Genomic DNA, 19,535 nt, shown 5'->3' with positions numbered 1-19,535 from the left:
CTTTCCTACTGCCCTACTGCCCTACTGCCCTACTGCCCTACTGCCCTACTGCCCTCGCTTCAAAGCCACCCATTCTTGCGAAACCGCCAGTAAAGAAACGTGCAGATCAGGGCAATTGCCGCCAGGACGGCCGGGTAGCCATATTCCATCCTCAGTTCCGGCATGTCGCTGAAATTCATGCCGTAAATGCCGGCGAATGCCGTCGGCACGGCCAAGATTGCGGCCCATGAGGCAAGCTTCTTGGAGATCGCCGTCTCCTGGCTTTGACCGACCAGAAGGCTCGCCTCGAAGGCGAAGGCGAGAACCTCACGCAGGCTGTCGATCTTTTCCTGGACAGTGCGGATGTGGTCGGTGACGTCGCGAAACAGCGGGTGCATGGCTGTGTGGATTTGCGGCAGATCGGCGCTGGTGAGCCGCCGGCAGACCTCCACCAGCGGCAGGGCCGCATTACGCAGGCGCAAGAGATCGCGGCGCAGCATATAAAGCCGTTCGATATCGGAGCCGGTCATCGGTTTCAGCAGAACCTTGTCCTCGATCGCCTCGACCTCGTTTTCGATCTGCTCAAGCACCGGCATATAGTTGTCGACGATGAAATCGAGAATGGCGTAGAGGACGAAATCCTCGCCCTTGGCAAGCGAATGCGGGCAGCTTTCCCAATGCTGGCGAACGGCCGCGTAGGAGGTCGACGGGCCATGCCTGACGCTGACAATGTAGCCCGCGCCGACGAACAGATGCGTCTCGCCGAAGGTGACGCGGCTGTCGATCAGCTGCGCCGTGCGGGCAACGATGAACAGGGCATCACCATATTGCTCGATCTTCGGTCGCTGGTGCGGATGCTCGGCGTCCTCGATCGCCAGCTCATGCAGATGGAATTGCGCCTGGACGCGCAGCAACAAATTGCGGTCGGGCTCCAGCAGTCCGATCCAGACCACGTGGCCCGGCTTCCCGGCCCATTCGCCGGCTTCCTCGATCGGAATGTCGGCGATGCGCCGCCCAGCCGTATAGACGCCGCAAGCGATTATACCCGACATCGGCGGCGCAGGAGCAAACTCGCGGACGTATTCCATCGCAGCCTCCTGAAGGCGGGGCCTTCATCGCGGAACTGAGAAGTCGGCGCGTCGAAAGCTTAGCGCAATTTTCTGTCAGGTGGCGAATCCGAAATTCGCATCAGTTCTGAGAGAACTGACTTCGCTGGTTGGGTTGCGGGAAGAATAATCTTGTCCGTCTTGTCGCCCTTCGGACGATCGGCCGGCATCTGATCGCCGGTGACGATATAGTAGATCGTCTCGGCGATGTTGGTAGCGTGGTCGCCGATGCGCTCGATGTTCTTGGCGCAAAACAGGAGATGTGTGCAGGGCGTGATGTTGCGTGGGTCTTCCATCATGTAGGTCAGCAATTCGCGAAACAGAGAGGTGTACATGGCGTCGATCTGGTCGTCGCGGTCGCGCACGAAACCGATTTTCTCCACCGACCGCGACGCGTAGACGTCGAGTACTTCCTTGAGCTGGGTCAGTGCCAGATTGGCCAAAGCCTCGAGGCCGCGGAACAGGCTGTTCGGCTGGCGCCCGTCTGCGACGGCAACCACCCGCTTGGCGACGTTCTTGCCGAGGTCGCCTACCCGTTCGAGGTCAGCCGAGATGCGGATCGCGCCGACGATCTCGCGCAGATCCGTCGCCATCGGCTGGCGTTTGGCGATGATGATGATCGCCTTGTCGTCGATCTCGCGCTGTCCCTCATCCAGAACCAGGTCGTCCCGAATGACTTTCTGGGCAAGCCCCGGATCCGCATTGACCAGCGCCGCGACCGCCTGCTCGACCATGCGCTCGGCATGCCCGCCCATCGCCGCGATGCGCTTCGACAGATATTTCAGCTCCTCGTCATAGGCGCTGACGATATGCACGGATTGCATGGACGAAATGCCTTCCCGGGATCTCGTGGTTGAGTCGTTCCCTCGAATCCCCGCTGATACGCTAGCCGGATGACAGAAAAAAGAAACGGCCCATTATGTGCTAGAGATAGTACTACGTTAGCGAGCCGGCAAATGGACCGTGAACGCCGCACCCTTGCCGACCTCCGACCTGATGGAGAGTCTGGCGTTGTGGCGGGTCAGGATATGCTTGACGATGGACAGGCCAAGGCCGGTGCCCTTCTGGGTTCGGCTGTTCTCGACGTCGATGCGGTAGAAGCGCTCGGTGATGCGCGGGATGTGCTCTTCGGGGATGCCGGGGCCGAAATCCCTGATGGTGACGTCGATGCCTGGTTCGGGATCGCTGTCGCTGCGTATGATCGACACCACGACGCGTCCGCCCGACTGACCATATTTGCAGGCGTTTTCCAGCAGGTTTTCGAAGACCTGGAAAAGCTCGTCCCGATCGCCGGGCACGTCGAGCGGCCCTTCCGCGAAATCACGCTCGATGACGACGCCGTTTTCCTTTGCGAGCGGCCCAAGCGAATCGATGACGCTGTCGATGGCCTGGCGCAGGTCGACCTCGGTTCCCGGCTTGAGATAGGGCTTCATCTCCAAGCGCGACAGCGACAGAAGGTCGTCGATGAGGCGCGCCATGCGGCTGGTCTGGTTCTGCATGATCTGCAGGAACTGCTCGCGCGCCGCGGGGTCGTTGCGGGCCGGCCCGCGCAGCGTCTCGATGAAGCCGGCGATCGAGGCGAGAGGCGTGCGCAGCTCGTGGCTGGCATTGGCAATGAAGTCGGCACGCATTCTGTCGATCCGGCGCGCCTCACTCTGGTCCTTGAACACCAGCACGTAGAGATCCGTGGCATGGCCGACTGAAGACGCGCTCACCCGATAGGCTCGTTCGACCGGCAGCTTTTCTATGTAGTCGACGCTGTCCGAAGCGACGTTGCCCGCCAAGATACTATCCAGCAAGGCCTGCATTTCCGGCGCGCGGAATTTCAGCGACAGCGACATGCCGGGGGCAATCCCGCCGAAGGCGGCAAAGGCAGCGGCGTTGGCGTGGACGATGGCGGCGGAGCGATCGAAAATGATCAGCGGATCGGCAACCGCCGCCGCGAGATATTCGCCGGAAAGTTGTTGCACGCTTGACTCGATGGCCGCGGCATTTTCGGTCGATTGGCGGGCGATGCCGGCCGGCAGCATCGCAGCGGCAACCAGCACGGCGCCAGCCAGCAGCACCACATAGCCAGACATGCCGGCAAAACCATAGACCATCAGAACTGCAACGAGGCCGGCCGCCAGCAGCCAGCGGCTGTTCCACAGCCGCATGGCGACGGCTTGCGCCCTGCCTCTCCGCTCTGTGCCGATGTCGGCCATTTGCGCTCCGTCTGCGGCCACTTCAAGAACTTCTTGCTGGACCGGCGCTAGAGCGCAGTGCGTCCAATTGGACGCACAAAGGACGCTCTACCACTTTATCTGCTGCATCGTTCTTTCCGAAAATCGATTCCGATTTTCGGGCCGATGCAGTAAGGCTCCCAATAGCACGAGTCCGGAAGCTGGAAAGGTTCGCCTCGATGAAAAACGCTAAGGAAAGCCCCACCGCACCCTCATCGGGGCCGCTGAAGATCATGATCGACGGCAAGGAGAGGGCGTTCGACATCGAGGCCCCCGCGCTTCCCGACTGGGTCGAGGACCGCAAGCTCACCGCCGGCGGTTACCCTTACGACAAGAAGATGAAGAGCGAGGAGTATGACGAGAGGCTAGAGAAGCTGCAGATCGAGCTGGTCAAGGCGCAGGCGTGGCTGCAGTCGACGGGCAAGCGGGCAATGTCGCTGTTCGAGGGGCGCGACGCTGCCGGCAAGGGCGGCACGATCTTCGTTTTGCGCCAGTATCTGAACCCTCGCACGGCGCGCAACGTGGCGCTGACCAAGCCAACGCCCACCGAGCTTGGACAATGGTACTTCCAGCGCTACGTCGACCACTTCCCGACGTCGGGCGAATTCGTCACCTTCGACCGCTCCTGGTATAACCGCGCCGGCGTTGAACCGGTGATGGGATTCTGCACGCCCGAGCAGCACGAGCAATTTCTGAACGAGGTTCCGCATTTCGAGCGGATGATCCGCAACGAGGGCATACATTTCTTCAAATTCTGGCTGAACATCGGCCGGGAAACGCAGCTCGAGCGATTCCACGACCGCCGCTGGAGCCCGCTGAAGAGCTGGAAGTTTTCGCCAATCGACATCGCCGGCATCACCAAATGGGACGAATACACCAAAGCGCGCGACCTGATGGTCGAGCGCACGCACAAGGAGTTCGCGCCCTGGATCATTGTGCGGGCGAACGACAAACGGCGCGCGCGGCTGGCCGTGATGCAGCGCATTCTCCTTTCGCTTCCCTATGACGGCCGCGACCTCGACGTCATCGGCAAGGAGGACAAGAAGATCATCGGCGAAGGGCCGACTTTCCTCGAAAAATAAGCTCACCTCATCGATACGCGGCTCTCATGCCGCCAGCCGGGCAATCCGCTGCAGTCGCTTCAGCGTGGTGTCGTCCTGCAGCGCCTGCTGGAAAAGCGAGATCTCCTGGTCGATGCGGTCGCAGAGCGCGCCGGTGTCGCCCCTAAGCAGGTCGCGCGTCTGTAGCAGCGCCGCGACAGGCTTCTTGGCGAGTTGCCTGGCTCTTGCCAACGTGGCTTCCTCGACGCTGCCGTCCGTCACGATCTCGCCGACAAGGCCCAGTGCCCTGGCATCTTCGGCGGCGAGCGTGTCGCCCAGGCAGAAGAAGCGGAACGCCCCGGCATAGCCGAGCTTCTGCGGCGCCAGAATGCTGGTCGCCGCGTCCGGCACCAGGCCGAAATCGACGAACGGCACCCGAAACGTGCTCTTGCTCGAGGCGATCACCATGTCGCAGTGGAACAGGATGGTGCAACCGACGCCGACGGCGTCGCCGTCGACACAGGCAAGGACCGGTTTCGGGAACGTCGCCAGCGTGCGGAACATATCGGTGACGGCGGCGATCAGTCGCCGATGTTTGGTGGCGTCGAGAAATTCGGAGAAATCGGCACCGAGGCAGAAGCACCCGGCCAAGCCGCGCAGGACCACGACGCGGACGTCGTCGTCGACAGCGGCTTCGTGGAATGTCCTGGCCAGGCTTTCATAGGCCCGCCTGTCCAGCACCGGGCGGCCGTCACCCGACGATACCGTGACGATCAGCGTGTGATTGCGGAATTCTGCTTTTGCGTGAACGTTCATGGCCTCTCTCCAATCTCACGAGGCGCGTCTCTGTCCGAGCATGTCCGGGTACCCTCTGGCCAGCACCGGCGCAAAATGGTTGCGGCGCGAACGCACCACGTCGAGCGTGTGCTCGTTGAAGGTGAGCAGTGTGGCAACCACCTGCTGGTTGCCATAGGTACGCTGGTAACCGAGCGGCGTTGCCAGGAAATGCAGCTGCAGCGCGCGAAGCACCCACATCGGCTCGAATTCGATGATCACCTGATTGACGTTGCGCTTCAGACCCCACTCGACGAAGCCGGCGATCAGCTCGGTGCCGACCGTCGACACGCCGCGCCGACCGTCGCGGAATCCCGGCGCAACCGCATAGCGGGTCAGTTCATAGACATTCGGGCCCGACGGTGGGGTTCCCTCATAAAGGTCCGCCAGCACATCGGTTAGAAGATGTGCCCGGGTCGTCGGCAACATCCGCTGATAACCGGCGAGCTCGCCATTGCGGATGACGATCTGGTGCACTGCCTCGTCGTGGTCGAATTGATCGATCTCGAGGCCATCAGGGCGCTGCAGATCGGTCCATCCCATCTCTTCGACGAAAACTCTGTAACGCAAACGATGAACTGCCTCCCAGAGGTCGGGCCGTTCCATCAATTCCTGGGTCGTGAGGGAAAAAAGCATTTGCCGTCTCCTAGTTTCAATAGGAAGATACGGCCGTGCTTTCCCAAAAAAATTACGCGATCACGCAAGCAAGAATTTCTAGGCCGGCGCGGCCGACCTAGTTAATATAGCCGCGCCTTATCGCTTCCGCGACGGCCTGGACCCGGTTGACGGCACCGAGTTTGCTTTTGGCGTTAAGAAGGTGTTTCTCTGACGTGTGTTCCGAAATGCCGAGAATTTGTGAAATCTCCCATTCGGACTTGCCAACAGCAGCCCATTGCAGGCATTCGCGCTCACGCGGCGTTAATTCGACATGATCGATGGTTTTGCCCGCCATGGTGTGGAGCTGCATTGCGCGGCCAATCGCATAAGTCGAGACCAGCGACACCAACCCGAACTCGGCACTCGACAATTCGACAGCCTCGCCGCCTAGCGACACCATGACGATCTGGCCATCGAGCGTGATTAGCGGGAAGGCCAACCCGTCGCGCAGCTTGAATTCGCCGGCATCGCCCATCACCTCGCCGCCGCTCTTGCCGATGCGGATGCCCTGAGATGCTTCCCGCCACTGGAATGGCGCTTGAAGCTGCTTCATGTGGCTGACGACGGGGTCGTGATCGACGTAGTTGCGCGCGACGTAGCGCTCAAGCCATTCAGCCGGCCAGTCGCAGAGCAGCACATGGTCCTTTTGCTGGTTTCTCGGCGTGCCAGGTTGCGGAACCGTCCCGGCCATCAGCGCCGTCAGCCCGAACCCGCTTGTTACCCCCAGCAGCTTTTCGCAGACGGCGGCGGCTGTGCCGGCGTGCTGCAACTGATCTATCAACTCCAGCGTACGATCGAAATGACCCATCGCAACATCTACCCCATGTTGCCTTCCGCTCTTGAGGCCAATGGCAGTGATCAACCCGCACCACGCCATCAACCCCGGACTGCAAAGCTGCCTCCCCTGTGCGTCCTACTGCTCCTCTTCAGCCGGCATCACGCAGTCACTTGCAAACTCACTAAACAATATCCCTAAATTGCAATGATGAAACCAAAAACCGTCGTACCTGTGTTTTTTTCGTACAAAAACCTGTGTTATTTCGTACGAAAGGCGGGGCAAGACCGGACGGAGTCGTCGCGTGGCGTTTCGGCGCATATCCATTTCATTGATCTTGATATTGATCGGAGCGCAATCGCTTGCGGCTGCTGCGCTCGCCGCGGAGCCGCAGGTGCCGGTGTTCTGGGACGCCAAGGAGCGGCTGCCAAAGCCGGACCTTTCGATGCTGCCGCGGCTGCGATTCCTGACCACCACGGATTTCCCGCCGTTCAATTTCCTCGATGGGGCAGGCCGGCTGTCGGGCTTCCATGTCGACCTGGCGCGCGCCATCTGCGCCGAGCTCGGCATTGCCGAAAAATGCCAGATCCAGGCGCTGCCCTGGGCCGAGCTCGAAGGTGCGCTCGGGAAAGGCGAGGGCGAAGCGATCATTGCCGGCATCGCCGCGACGCCGGAGTCGCGGTCGAAATACGCATTTTCACGCTCCTACCTGCAATTTCCGGCACGCTTCATCATGCTGAAGACACAGGCGCTGACCGAACCAATGTTCGACAAGCTGCGCAGCAAGCGTGTCGGCGTGATCGCCGGCTCCGCGCACGAGCGGATGCTGCGCGATTATTTCGGCGACGTCCAAATCGTCCCGTTCGCAAAGCCGGAGGAGCTTTATGGCGAGCTGAAAGCCGGCAAGATCGACGCCGCCTTCGGCGACGGCATGCGTTTCGCCTTCTGGCTCGGCGGTTCGGATGCAGCGGGCTGCTGCCGCTTTGCCGGCGGCCCCTATCTGGCGCCCGAATATCTCGGCTCAGGCATGGCAATCGCCACCAGGGCCGACGATCCGGCACTGGCCGCCGCTTTCGACTACGCGCTGCAGGAAATCTCGGTGAAAGGCACGTTCGCCGAGTTCTATCTGCGCTATTTTCCCGTCAGTTTTTTCTGAGCTTGGCCGCCGGCTCAGGTCAGCGTGCGAAGGCGGGCCTTGGCGGCTCGCGCAATGGCGGCGACCGTCAGCGCATCGAGGTCGAGTTCCCGGCGGACGAGCTGCAGGACGCGCACCTCCTCCAGGCGCATTTCGAGATCGACAGCTGCGACCTCGAAGGCGGCGGCATAGGCGGTGTCACGCAGGCGTTCGGGCAGCGCCTCGGCGACGCGCGCCAGGACGCCCTCCAGCCCATCCTTTTCATGCAGCATTTTCTGGCAGGCCTGGGCGACCTCGACCAGCCGCTCCTGGTTGAAATCCTCAAACACCGGCCAGGATCGAACGACGTCGCCGATCCGCGCCAGTTCGACGTCGGTCATGTCGCGGTCTGACGCCGAGGTGATGACCATCAGGTAGATCATGGCTTCGTGTGGCGACAATGGCATTTACAACTCCTTGAGACGGTCCCGAAGTTAGGAACGAGGGACCGGCGCCGCAAGGAAAAACAGCCGCGATCGTTGGCGCTCCGATCACGCCTTGGAACTTGATCCATCCTGACTATCGGGACGGGGGCTCTTAATCTTCTTGCCTGATCACGGTGCTGCCCGAAAACCGGGTTCCACTTTTCGGGATCATGGTCTAGAGCATGCGGCTGCCGGCATGGATGCTGGCAAAGTTGCAGGAATAGCATCATGGCCGAACAACAGCCGATCGATCTCAGCCCGGAAGTCCTCGCCGCCGCCGCCGAAAGCAAGGCGTGGCCATTCGAGGAAGCGAAAAAGATCGTCGCCCGCTACGCGAGCAGCGGCTACCCGGAAACGGTGCTGTTCGAGACCGGCTACGGCCCGTCCGGCCTGCCGCACATCGGCACGTTCGGCGAGGTGGCGCGCACATCTATGGTGCGCCACGCCTTCCGCGTGCTGACTGAAGACAAGGTCAAGACGCGGCTGCTGTGCTTCTCCGACGACATGGACGGATTGCGCAAGGTGCCGGACAATGTGCCTAACAAGGACATGCTGCGCGCCTATCTCGGCAAGCCGCTGACCAGGATACCGGACCCGTTCTCCAATGAGTATCCGTCCTTCGGCGCCGCCAATAACGCACGGCTGCGCGCTTTCCTCGACCGTTTCGGCTTCGATTACGAATTCGCTTCCTCGACCGACTATTATACTTCCGGCCGCTTCGACGCGACGCTGCTCAAGATGCTCGAGCGCTTCGATAAGGTGATGGCAATTATGCTGCCGTCGCTGCGCGAGGAGCGGGCGCTGAGCTATTCGCCCTTCCTGCCGATCCATCCCAAGACCGGCATCGTCATGCAAGTCGCGATCGACGAGCGCAAGCTCGACGCCGGCACCATCGTGTGGCGCGACCCGGACACCGGCGAGCGCTTCGAGACGCCGGTGACCGGCGGTCATGCCAAGCTGCAATGGAAGCCAGATTGGGCGATGCGCTGGGCAGCACTCGGCGTCGATTACGAGATGTCCGGCAAGGATCTGATCGATTCCGTCAAGCTCGCCGGGCAGATTTGCCGCGCGCTCGATGCTCCGGCACCGGAGGGCTTCAATTATGAGCTGTTCCTCGATGAGAACGGCCAGAAGATCTCGAAGTCGAAGGGCAATGGGCTGACCATCGACGAGTGGCTGACTTACGCGCCGACCGAGAGCCTTAGCCTTTACATGTTCCAGCGCCCGCGAACCGCGAAGAAGCTTTATTTCGACGTCATCCCGAGGGCGGTAGACGAATATTACACGTTCCTCTCTGCCTATCAGAGGCAGGACTGGAAGGAGCGGCTGGGCAATCCGGTCTGGCACATGCATGACGGCAATCCCCCGGCAGTCGACCTGCCGGTTCCGTTCTCGCTGCTGCTCAACCTGGTCAGCGCCTCGAATGCGCAGAACAGGGACGTGCTGTGGGGTTTCATTTCGCGCCACGCGCCGGGTGTGACGCCGACAACCCATCCCGAGCTCGACCGGCTGGCCGAATATGCCATCCGCTATTTCGACGATTTCGTGAAGCCGGCGAAAGTGTACCGTGCTGCCGACGCGGTCGAGCGCGAGGCGCTGACCAAGCTTTCGGAAGCGCTCGCCGCGCTGCCGGCTGATGCCGACAGCGAGGCAATCCAGAACGCTGCCCTCAATGTTGCGCGCAAGATCGAGCGCTACCAGGATCATTCCAAGCAGAGCCCGGAGGGCGGACCCGGTGTCTCCGTCGCCTTCTTCCAGATGATCTATCAGGTGCTGATAGGTCAGGAACGCGGGCCGCGCTTCGGCTCCTTCGCCGCGCTCTACGGCATCGCCGAAACGCGCGAGCTCATTCAGCGGGCGCTGGCTGGTCAGCTGGCGGCATGAGGACGCCGTCTTGCTCCTCCAGGATCGAGCTAGGCGCTACAGGCGCGGATCGCGACGCAGCAGCCGGGAGCGGCGGCAGGCCTGAAACGCTCGGCGGCGGCCCGAAGACGCCTTTTTTTGCTGCACGCGCCTTCTCGCCGGCTTCTGCGTAAGGGCCGCCCTTGGCGGCGCGCGCCCAGCCATTTTCGACCAGCCATTGGCCGATATCCTGATTGCCGATCCGGCACTCGGCGGCGATCAGATCACGACCGCCTTCGGGCGGCACGGCACAGACCACCGCACGACTGCGGAGAAAGGCGCGGAAGGCCGTTCGCGCCCGAATGCCGCAATTCCAGGACTCGCCGCCGTCGGTGCAAGTCTCCTCCTGCTTGACGATGTCGATACCGGAAACCGCAATCGAATAGCCCTTTACTTCGATGACCCCGGCGGCCGACGCGACTGGCTGGAATAGTTTCGTGCCTTTCCAGTCGTCGGGCATTTTCGTTTTTGGCGGCTTGGGCGGTCCGGCCAATGCCAGATCGCTCAACGGGGCGCGCGGCTCTATCCGTTCAAGCTCGTTGGAACCGAGCTGCGGCGGCACCACGATTTCTGGATCGATTGCCCTCGAATGCGCCGCCTGCTTGGCCGGCACTGGCTTCGGGATGGCCGACGTAGCCGGCGCGGCGGGCTGCGGTTCAACGCCGACCTGGATTTGCTCCCAGGGGCCGCCGCTTTCGCTCTGGACGGCGCGGCCGGCGGCGACAATTGCCGTGGCCATCGCCGGGATCGCCAGAACAGCCAAGGCAAGGTGAGGCAGACGCACCGGCCCCGCGCCTACTGGCTTGCCCAGACAATCCGCGCCACCCATTCGACATCGCGCATGGGGATGTCGCGGTCCGGGTGATCGGGATTGAGGGAGACCAGCGCGATTGACCTCGGTGTCTGGCCGTCGAGCACCTTGGCCATCACCTCGCCGGCATTGGTCTTGACGACGACGCGATCACCCTTTCGTATGGTAGCCCCTGGCTCGACGATCAGGACATCGCCATTGCGATAGAGCGGCAGCATGGAATCGCCCTGGACCTTCAAGGCATAGGAGGTTTCGGTTGCCCGTGCCGGAAGCTCGATCAGGTCCCATCCCTGCCCCGCTGGAAACCCGGCGTCGTCGAAGAAGCCACCGGCGCCCGCCTGGGCGAAGCCGAGCAGCGGCACCGACGATCTCTGCACGGGTAGTGCGCCGGAATGACTCCGACCCTCGACCAGCCCCGCAAATTCATCCAGCGAGGCGCCGGTTGCCTCGATGATCTTGGCCAGCGATTCGGTCGACGGCCAGCGCGGCCGTCCATCTGAGGACAGCCGCTTCGATTTGTTGAAGGCGGTCGAGTCGAGGCCAGCGCGCCTGGCCAGTCCAGAGGCCGAAAGCGAATAACGCTCGGCAAGAGCGTCGATGGCGGCCCAAACGCGGTCGTGCGAGAGCACCTTGCTCTTCCTTCGAAACAGGAAAAAATACCTTCCCTGTTCTATCCCTTGGCCGCCATCTTGTCCACCGCCGAAGACGGGGTCAGGCTGCCTCCTTGGCCTCGTCTCTGGTATAGGGATCGAAGCGCTCGTAGAAGGTCTCGCCCTTCTCGGCCATATCAAGCAGCAGCTTCGGCGCCTTGAACTCGGTGCCGTATTTCTTCTGCAGGCGCTTGGCGAGTTTGACGAATTTCTTCGCGCCGATGCCGTCGATGTAGGACAGTGCACCGCCTGTATAGGGCGCGAAGCCGAAGGCCAGGATCGAGCCGACATCGGCCTCGCGTGGGTCGGTAACGATGCCCTCTTCCATCACCCGTACCGCCTCAAGCGCGATGGTGACCAACAGCCGCTGCTTCAGTTCCTCATAATCGACCTGCTCCGGCGCCAGCTGCGGGTAGAGATCCCTGAGGCCTGGCCACAGCTTCTTCTTGGCCGGTTTTGCCGGATAGTCATAGAAGCCCTTGCCGTTCTTGCGGCCCAAGCGACTATGCGTGTCGACCATCGTGTTGATCAGCGCCATCTGCTTCGGATCGACCGCCTTGTCGCCGAGGTCGCGCATGGTCTGCTTCATGATCTTCTGGGCAAGGTCGATCGCCGTCTCGTCGGTCAACGCCAAAGGACCGACCGGCATGCCGGCGGCCTTGGCCGCGTTCTCGATCATTGGCGCCGGAACACCTTCGATCAGCATCTTGTAGGCCTCCGACATGTAGCGCAGCACGCAGCGATTAACATAGAAGCCGCGCGTATCGTTGACGACAATCGGCGTTTTCTTGATGGCACGGACAAAGTCGATCGCGGTTGCCAACGCCTTGTCGCCGGTCTTCTTGCCGAGGATGATCTCGATCAGCATCATCTTGTCGACCGGCGAGAAGAAATGGATGCCGATGAAATTCTTCGGCCGCGCCGAATTCCTGGCCAGCGATGTAATCGGTATGGTCGACGTATTCGAGGCGAAGATCGCCGACGGCTTGAGCACAGCCTCGGCCTGTTCGGTGGCACCCTTCTTTACGGCCGAATCCTCGAATACCGCCTCGACCACAAGATCGCAGCCGGCGAGATCCGCATAGTCGGCCGTCGGCGTGATTAGCGACAGCAACTGATACTTGTCCTGCGGCTTGGCACGGCCCTTCTTTACCTGATCCGAGATCAGGTTGTCGGAATGCGCCTTGCCCTTGGCGGCGGACTCCATGTCGCGGTCGAGCAGCACCACCGGAATGCCGGCCTTGGCCGTCACATAGGCTATACCGGCGCCCATGAAGCCGGCGCCGAGTACGCCGATCTTCTTGAACTTCGTTTCCGGCACACCGGCCGGGCGGCGCGCGCCCTTGTTCAGTTCCTGCAGCGACACGAACAGCGAACGGATCATCGCTGCCGCTTCCCTGGTCTGCATGATCTCGGTGAAATAGCGTTGCTCGATCCGCAAGGCGGTGTCGAACGGCACCAACAGGCCCTCATAGACGCATTTCAGGATGGCGGCAGCGGCGGGATAATTGCCATAGGTTTCTCGGCGCAGAATGGCGATGGCCGGCGGCCACAGATTGGCACCGGCCACCGAATAGATCGGGGCGCCGGGCAGCTTGAAGCCCTTTTCATCCCATGGCGCCACCGGTTTCAAGCCGTTCCTGATCATCGCCTTGGCGGTTTCGACCAGCTTGTCCGGCTCGGCAATCTCATGGATCAGGCCCATCGACTTGGCCTTCTGAGGCGACAGCGTCTGGCCGGACGTCAGCATTTGCAGCGCCTGCTGCTGGTCGGTCAGCCGTGGCACGCGCTGGGTGCCGCCGGCCCCCGGAAAAATGCCGATCTTCACTTCGGGAAGCGCCATCCTCACTTTGTCTGAATCGGCCGCGACACGGCCATGGCAGGCGAGCGACAATTCGAACGCGCCACCCATGCATGTGCCGTTGATCGCCGAAACCCATGGCTTTCCCGAAGTTTCCAGCTTACGGAACAGGCCGTTCATGGTGCCCGCATTGTCGAACAGCGCCTTGGTCTCCTTCTCCGGGTCCTTCGCCTTGTCGGCGGCGAAGGTCGCCAGCATCTTCTGCAGCATGGTGATGTCGGCGCCGCCCGAGAACGTATCCTTGCCGGAGGTGATCACCGCGCCCTTTATCGCTGCATCGCTCGCCACTTTGTCGACGATGGTATTCAGTTCGAGCATCACCTCCTCGGTGAAGACGTTCATCGAACGGTCCGGCATGTCCCAGGTGACCAGCGCAATGCCGTCGGCGTCGATGTCGAGGGTGAAATTGGTGTAGCTCATCATCTCTCTCCGTCAGACGCGTTCGATGATCGTTGCAGTGCCCATGCCGGCGCCGATGCAAAGCGTCACCAGCGCGGTGTTGAGGTCGCGGCGTTCCAATTCGTCCAGCACCGTACCGAAGATCATCGCACCGGTGGCGCCGAGCGGATGGCCCATGGCGATGGCCCCACCATTGACGTTGATCCGGTCATGCGGAATGTCGAAAGCCTGCATGTAGCGCAGCACCACCGAAGCGAAGGCCTCGTTGAGCTCGAACAGGTCGATGTCCGACAGCCTCATCTTCGCCCGCTTCAACAGCTTCTCGGTGACGTCGACGGGGCCGGTCAGCATCAGCACCGGTTCGGAGCCGATATTGGCGAACGCACGGATGCGTGCGCGCGGCTTGAGGCCGAGCGTCTTTCCCGCCTTTTTCGAGCCGAGCAGCACGGCCGCCGCGCCATCGACGATGCCGGAGGAATTGCCGGCATGGTGGACGTGGTTGACCTGTTCCACCTCGGGATGCTTCTGCACGGCGACGGCGTCGAAGCCGCCCATTTCGCCGGGCATGACGAAGGACGGGTTGAGCGCGGCCAGCGACTGCATGTCGGTCGAGGGCCGCATATGTTCGTCATGGTCGAGAATGGTCAGGCCGTTCTGGTCCTTGACCGAGATCACCGAATTCTTGAAGCGGCCCTCGCCCCACGCCTTGGCGGCACGCTTCTGGCTTTCGACTGCGTAGGCATCGACGTCGTCGCGCGAAAAGCCGTATTTGGTGGCGATCAGGTCGGCCGAGATTCCTTGCGGCACGAACCAGCCGGGCAGGCCGACCGATGGGTCCATGAACCAGGCGCCGCCGGAGGCGCCCATGCCGACGCGCGACATCGATTCGACGCCACCGGCAATGACGATCTCGTCGGCGCCCTGCGCGATCTTGGCGGCGCCGAAATTGATGGCGTCGAGGCCCGAGGCGCAGAAGCGCGATATCTGCATGCCAGGCGCCTTGGTGTCGTAGCCGGCCTCGAAAGCGGCGGCACGTGGAATGACCGCACCCGCCTCGCCAACCGGATCGACACAACCGAAGATGATGTCGTCGACGGTGCCGGTGTCCAGCCCGTTGCGATCGCGGATGGCCTCGAGCACCTTGGCGCCGAGCCGCACCGCCGGCACTTCGTGCAGCGAGCCATCCTTCTTGCCCCTGCCGCGCGGCGTGCGCACGGCATCATAGACATAAGCTTCGGCCATTTTCCTGCTCCTTGGGTTTGCTGAAACTCGCTCAGAGCGAGCGCCCGATCAGCAATTTCATGATCTCGTTGGTGCCGCCGTAGATGCGCTGGACGCGGGCGTCGCGGAACATGCGCGCAATCGGATATTCATTCATGTAGCCATAGCCGCCATGCAATTGAAGGCATTCGTCGACTACTTTTCCTTGCAGGTCCGACAGCCAGTATTTGGCCATAGACGCGGTCACCGGGTCGAGGCCGCCGTTAATGTGGCGGGCAACGCAGTCATTATAGAAGACGCGGCCGATGGTCGCCTCGGTCTTCAATTCGGCAAGTTTGAACTGGGTGTTCTGGAATTCGATGATGGCCTTGCCGAAGGCCTTGCGCTCCTTGACGTAGTCGATGGTAAGCGCCAGCGCCCGCTCGACCATGGCGATAGCAGTGGTGCCGATCTGCAGCCGCTCCTGCGGTAATTGCTGCATCAACTGGACGAAGCCCTGGCCTTCCTCGTTGCCGAGCAGGTTCGAGGTCGGCACACGCACGTCGTTGAAGAACAGTTCCGACGTGTCGTTGGCCTTGAGGCCGATCTTGTCGAGGTTGCGGCCGCGCTCGAAACCTTCCACCTCGTCAGTCTCGACGACGATCAGCGAGATGCCCTTGGCGCCCTTCTCAGGATCGGTCTTGGCAACGACGATGATGAAATTGGCGAGCTGGCCGTTGGTGATAAAGGTCTTCGAGCCGTTGAGCTTGTACTGGTTGCCGTCCTTTTCGGCGCGCGTCTTGACGCTCTGAAGGTCGGAGCCCGCACCGGGCTCGGTCATGGCGATGGCGCCGATCAGCTCGCCGGTCGCCAGCCTCGGCAGCCACTTCTTCTTCTGCTCCTCCGAGCCGTAGTGGAGGATGTAGGGGGCAACGATCGAATTGTGCAGGCCAATGCCGAACCCGTCGACGCCGACATGGCCGATCGCCTCGATGATGGCGCTCTCATGCGCGAAGGTGCCGCCCGATCCGCCATATTCCTCCGGCATCGAGGCGCAGAGCAGGCCGGCAGCACCCGCCTTCAGCCAGCTCTCGCGGTCGACCATTTCGTTCTTCTCGAATTCGTCGTAACGCGGCGCGATCTCTTCCGACATGAAGCGGTGCGCCATGTCGTAAAGCATGCCGACCTCGTCCGCCGCCCAGGCGGGCTTGGGAAGGCCGAGGATTTCGGCGGGGTGGGTCATGGTTTCTCCCTCGCGCCAACGTTCTCCTCCCCCTCGAGGGGAGGGTAGCCGCGAAGCGGCCGGGTGGGGTCGCCGATGACGTGCTCGACCTTGTCTTTTACAACCTGCGCCATATGCCACGGCATTGCGATCATTTTCCTCCAAGGCATGCACCAGAATGGAGGTCGGCGCACTGCACGCAGGACCCCTCCCGGCCCTTCGGGCCACCCTCCCCTCGAGGGGAGGGGAACGCCGAAGCTAGAACGCTTCCGCCGGCAGTGCCATCAATGTGTCGGCACCGCTGGAGATGCGGGCAAGATGCGCCGACGTCTCCGGCATGATCCGCTCTATGAAGAAGCGCGCCGTCACCAGCTTGTTGTCGTAGAAAGACGAAGCGCCGTCGGCGCCATTCGCCAATTTCGCTGCGGCCACCCTGGCCATCTGCGCCCACATATAGCCCAGCGCCACCAGGCCGAAGAGATGCATGTAATCGGTCGAGGCGGCACCGGCGTTATCGGGCTTGGCCATGCCGTTCTGCACCAGCCACATCGTCGCCGTCTGCAGATCGTTGAGGCCCTTCTTCAGCGCCTTGGTGAAGGGCGCCATCGTCTCGTCGGTGCGGTTTTCCTCGCAGAACTCTCCGACTTCCTTAAAGAAAGCCTGGACCGCGCGGCCGCCATTCAAGGCCAGCTTGCGGCCGACGAGGTCGAGCGCCTGGATGCCGTTGGCACCCTCATAGATCATGGCGATGCGCGCATCGCGGACGAACTGGCTCATGCCGTGCTCTTCTATATAGCCGTGGCCGCCGAAGACCTGCTGCGCCATTACCGCATGATCGAACCCCTTGTCGGTGAGCACGCCTTTGACCACCGGCGTCATCAGGCCGGTGTAGTCGTCTGCGACCTGGCGATCTTTGTCGTCACCGGAGCGGTGAGCGATGTCGGACTTGATCGCCGTCCACAGCGCCAGCGCGCGGCCGGCCTCGTTGAAAGCCTTCATGGTCATCAGGCTGCGGCGGATGTCCGGATGGACGATGATCGGATCGGCCTTCCTGTCCGGCGCCTTCGGCCCTGACAGCGAGCGGCCCTGCAGACGATCCTTGGCGTAGGAAACCGCATTCTGGTAGGCAACCTCAGATAGCGAAAGTCCCTGCAGGGCGACGCCAAGCCGCGCCTCATTCATCATGGTGAACATTGCTTTCAGCCCGCCATTGGCCTCGCCGAGCAGCGTGCCTTCAGCGTCGTCGTAATTCATGACGCAGGTCGAGTTGCCATGGATACCCATCTTCTCCTCGATCGAGCCACAGGAGACGGTGTTCTTCTCGCCCGGATTGCCTGAGGCATCGAGCTTGAGCTTCGGCACGATGAACAGCGAGATGCCCTTCACGCCATCCGGCGCGCCCTCGATACGGGCCAGCACCAGGTGGACGATATTGTCCGACATGTCATGCTCGCCGGCCGAGATGAAGATCTTCTGACCGGAGATCCTGTAGGTGCCGTCGCCATTTGGGACGGCCTTGGTGCGCAGCAAGCCAAGATCGGTTCCGCAGTGTGGCTCGGTCAGGTTCATGGTGCCGGTCCAGGCGCCCTCGACCAGCTTCGGCAACCATGTTGCCTTCTGCTCTTTGGTGCCATGGGTGATGATCGCAGCGATCGCGCCTTGCGTCAGGCCGGCATACATCATCAGCGACATATTGGCCGACACCATGTATTCGGCAACCGCAGTGTGCACCGCGTAGGGCAAGCCTTGCCCGCCAAACTCGACAGGTGCCGCGAGCCCCATCCAGCCGCCTTCGCGATACTGGTCGAAAGCTTCCTTGAAGCCTTTCGGCGTCGTTACCGAACCGTCGTCATGGCGCATGCAGCCTTCCACGTCGCCAACGCGGTTCAGCGGCTGCATCACGTTTTCGGCGAGCTTCGCGCCCTCGGCAAGGATGGCCTCGAGCACATCCGGCGTCGCGTCGGAAAATCCGGGAAGATTGGAATAACGCCGATATCCCAGCACTTCGTTCAGCACGAACAGCGTGTCCCGGACCGGCGCTCTGTAGATCGGCATGCGTTTCCTCCACCATGCGGTCTTGGCCCCGAAATCAGCCCCAGCATATGAGGATGGCAGACGGACCAACGTTGTGGTCGAGATAACAAATATTGACGTTTGCGTAAACGTCAATTCGGCGGTGCGTCAAATTTTCCCCCGCGCGCCAGGACGACAAACGACAAAGCACGGCAAACGACGAAGAACCGCGCACCGAAAGCCACGCGGCTCTTATTCGTCACAAATCGAAAGCTTAGTTTAGCTCGCTACGCTGGCCTGCGGCGTCGAGCGCTCGATCAGCATTTGCCGGACGGTCGACATCGAAGCACTCAGTTCGCTGATGGCGTCGTCGATCAGCGCCCGCTGCTTCTGCAGACGGGCAAGCTGCTTCTCCGACTTGTCGAGCGCCAGCCGCAATTGCTTGGTGTTGGAGCCGTTCGGATCATAGAGGTCCATCATCTGCTTGACGTCGCGCAGCGAGAACCCGACCTTGCGGCCAAGCAGGATCAGCTTCAGCCGGGCCCTGTCGCGGCGTGTATAGAGACGGGTCGAGCCGTCGCGCTGCGGGTTGAGCAGACCCTTGTCCTCATAGAAACGCAGCGTACGCAGCGTCACTCCGTATTTCTTGGCCATTTCGCCGATGCGGACAAGCTCTTCACCGGCTTCGCTCGACATATCGTTGGTGTTGGCCGCGGCTTGGCCGGGCGAAATAAGTTTCATGGTCACTGGCTTTCCCCGTCTGGTGGCGTCGCGGTCGCGGACCTTGCGTCGCCTGAGTGAAAGCGGGGGCGTGCTTCCACTCGTGGTTTCAACAAACAAATCGCAAACGGCGTAATCCGCTCATTTACGTTTACGTCAATTCTATATCGATAGCCGCCTCACCACGCAAGAGCGTTCTGGTCTTGCAACTTTATGCCGCAGCACCAGCGGACAACCTAAAAGGTCGTTGCCGATTTCGGGAGCGATCATGCGGCTGATCAAAATTCTACAACGTCTTTTGCGCGTCCAAAAAAGACACCCGGCGCCGTCGGCGGCCAGCCGACAAAGTTGCAACTTCTTAAGCTTGGTTAACGCGTTGTTTACCACGTTGGGGCGAAATGTGCGCATGTCGGTTACCCGTGTCTATCCTGTACTGAATTTTTCACGGTTTTTCGGAGCGCGGATGAGACCCGGGAAGCTCGTCTTCCACTGCAACAAGCCAAGCAGTCGCCTTCGTCCCGGCAGGACTTTGGGAACCTGGTGAA

General features: G+C 61.6%; 17 protein-coding genes. 3 read left to right on the top strand and 14 right to left on the bottom strand.

What is annotated here, in order from left to right; translation table 11 throughout:
* Window positions 1-59 precede the first annotated feature (59 nt).
* The 3 genes from NKJ73_RS17345 to NKJ73_RS17335 all read right to left on the bottom strand — a co-directional run bounded on the left by NKJ73_RS17345 (window position 60) and on the right by NKJ73_RS17335 (window position 3,289).
* On the bottom strand, window positions 60-1,067 hold the full coding sequence (locus NKJ73_RS17345; RefSeq protein WP_023677347.1) for a magnesium and cobalt transport protein CorA: 1,008 nt from the start codon (window positions 1,065-1,067) through the stop codon (window positions 60-62).
* Window positions 1,068-1,126: 59 nt separating this feature from the next.
* Entirely contained in the window at window positions 1,127-1,909 is a 783-nt protein-coding gene (gene phoU, locus NKJ73_RS17340; RefSeq protein ID WP_352570370.1) for a phosphate signaling complex protein PhoU, read from the bottom strand.
* A gap of 117 nt (window positions 1,910-2,026) precedes the next feature.
* A complete protein-coding gene (locus NKJ73_RS17335; RefSeq protein ID WP_352570369.1) occupies window positions 2,027-3,289 on the bottom strand; it encodes a sensor histidine kinase in 1,263 nt (420 codons plus the stop codon).
* Window positions 3,290-3,486: 197 nt separating this feature from the next.
* On the opposite strand from NKJ73_RS17335, the gene ppk2 reads away from it, so the two are divergent.
* Window positions 3,487-4,389, top strand: coding sequence for a polyphosphate kinase 2 (ppk2, locus tag NKJ73_RS17330; RefSeq protein WP_352570368.1), 903 nt, complete (start codon window positions 3,487-3,489; stop codon window positions 4,387-4,389).
* 24 nt (window positions 4,390-4,413) lie between these two features.
* Here ppk2 and NKJ73_RS17325 read toward each other — a convergent pair whose 3' ends face one another.
* From NKJ73_RS17325 to NKJ73_RS17315, 3 genes are all read right to left on the bottom strand, one after another.
* Complete coding sequence (locus tag NKJ73_RS17325) at window positions 4,414-5,163, bottom strand: enoyl-CoA hydratase-related protein (RefSeq protein WP_352570367.1); 750 nt, start codon at window positions 5,161-5,163, stop codon at window positions 4,414-4,416.
* Window positions 5,164-5,178: 15 nt separating this feature from the next.
* Complete coding sequence (locus NKJ73_RS17320) at window positions 5,179-5,817, bottom strand: acyl-homoserine-lactone synthase (protein WP_023677342.1); 639 nt, start codon at window positions 5,815-5,817, stop codon at window positions 5,179-5,181.
* Window positions 5,818-5,914: 97 nt separating this feature from the next.
* A complete protein-coding gene (locus NKJ73_RS17315; protein WP_023677341.1) occupies window positions 5,915-6,646 on the bottom strand; it encodes a helix-turn-helix transcriptional regulator in 732 nt (243 codons plus the stop codon).
* 271 nt (window positions 6,647-6,917) lie between these two features.
* Here NKJ73_RS17315 and NKJ73_RS17310 point away from each other — a divergent pair, with 271 nt between their 5' ends.
* Window positions 6,918-7,769, top strand: coding sequence for an ABC transporter substrate-binding protein (locus NKJ73_RS17310; RefSeq protein ID WP_352570366.1), 852 nt, complete (start codon window positions 6,918-6,920; stop codon window positions 7,767-7,769).
* 14 nt (window positions 7,770-7,783) lie between these two features.
* Here the strand turns inward: NKJ73_RS17310 and NKJ73_RS17305 are convergent, their stop codons facing one another.
* A complete protein-coding gene (locus tag NKJ73_RS17305) occupies window positions 7,784-8,194 on the bottom strand; it encodes a tellurite resistance TerB family protein (RefSeq protein ID WP_023677339.1) in 411 nt (136 codons plus the stop codon).
* Window positions 8,195-8,440: 246 nt separating this feature from the next.
* On the opposite strand from NKJ73_RS17305, the gene NKJ73_RS17300 reads away from it, so the two are divergent.
* On the top strand, window positions 8,441-10,096 hold the full coding sequence (locus NKJ73_RS17300; RefSeq protein ID WP_352570365.1) for a lysine--tRNA ligase: 1,656 nt from the start codon (window positions 8,441-8,443) through the stop codon (window positions 10,094-10,096).
* Here the strand turns inward: NKJ73_RS17300 and NKJ73_RS17295 are convergent.
* The 7 genes from NKJ73_RS17295 to NKJ73_RS17265 all read right to left on the bottom strand — a co-directional run bounded on the left by NKJ73_RS17295 (window position 10,059) and on the right by NKJ73_RS17265 (window position 19,011).
* Window positions 10,059-10,898, bottom strand: a complete 840-nt coding sequence (locus tag NKJ73_RS17295; RefSeq protein ID WP_352570364.1) for a thermonuclease family protein — start codon at window positions 10,896-10,898, stop codon at window positions 10,059-10,061. The two genes, NKJ73_RS17300 and NKJ73_RS17295, sit on opposite strands and share 38 nt — an antisense overlap.
* Window positions 10,899-10,909: 11 nt before the next feature.
* Window positions 10,910-11,554: a S24 family peptidase gene (locus NKJ73_RS17290; protein ID WP_352570363.1), complete on the bottom strand. Its 645-nt coding sequence runs from the start codon at window positions 11,552-11,554 to the stop codon at window positions 10,910-10,912.
* Window positions 11,555-11,636: 82 nt separating this feature from the next.
* Window positions 11,637-13,856, bottom strand: a complete 2,220-nt coding sequence (locus NKJ73_RS17285) for a 3-hydroxyacyl-CoA dehydrogenase NAD-binding domain-containing protein (protein WP_352570362.1) — start codon at window positions 13,854-13,856, stop codon at window positions 11,637-11,639.
* Between the two features lie 12 nt (window positions 13,857-13,868).
* A complete protein-coding gene (locus NKJ73_RS17280; protein WP_352570361.1) occupies window positions 13,869-15,077 on the bottom strand; it encodes an acetyl-CoA C-acetyltransferase in 1,209 nt (402 codons plus the stop codon).
* A gap of 31 nt (window positions 15,078-15,108) precedes the next feature.
* Window positions 15,109-16,278, bottom strand: a complete 1,170-nt coding sequence (locus tag NKJ73_RS17275; RefSeq protein ID WP_352570360.1) for an acyl-CoA dehydrogenase family protein — start codon at window positions 16,276-16,278, stop codon at window positions 15,109-15,111.
* Between the two features lie 237 nt (window positions 16,279-16,515).
* Complete coding sequence (locus NKJ73_RS17270) at window positions 16,516-18,312, bottom strand: acyl-CoA dehydrogenase (protein WP_352570359.1); 1,797 nt, start codon at window positions 18,310-18,312, stop codon at window positions 16,516-16,518.
* Between the two features lie 237 nt (window positions 18,313-18,549).
* Window positions 18,550-19,011, bottom strand: a complete 462-nt coding sequence (locus tag NKJ73_RS17265) for a MerR family transcriptional regulator (protein WP_023677331.1) — start codon at window positions 19,009-19,011, stop codon at window positions 18,550-18,552.
* Between the last annotated feature and the right edge of the window lie 524 nt (window positions 19,012-19,535).

This window comes from Mesorhizobium sp. M0074 (assembly GCF_040322975.1).
Lineage (GTDB): Bacteria > Pseudomonadota > Alphaproteobacteria > Rhizobiales > Rhizobiaceae > Mesorhizobium.
This window is presented reverse-complemented; position numbering and strand designations above follow the sequence as displayed.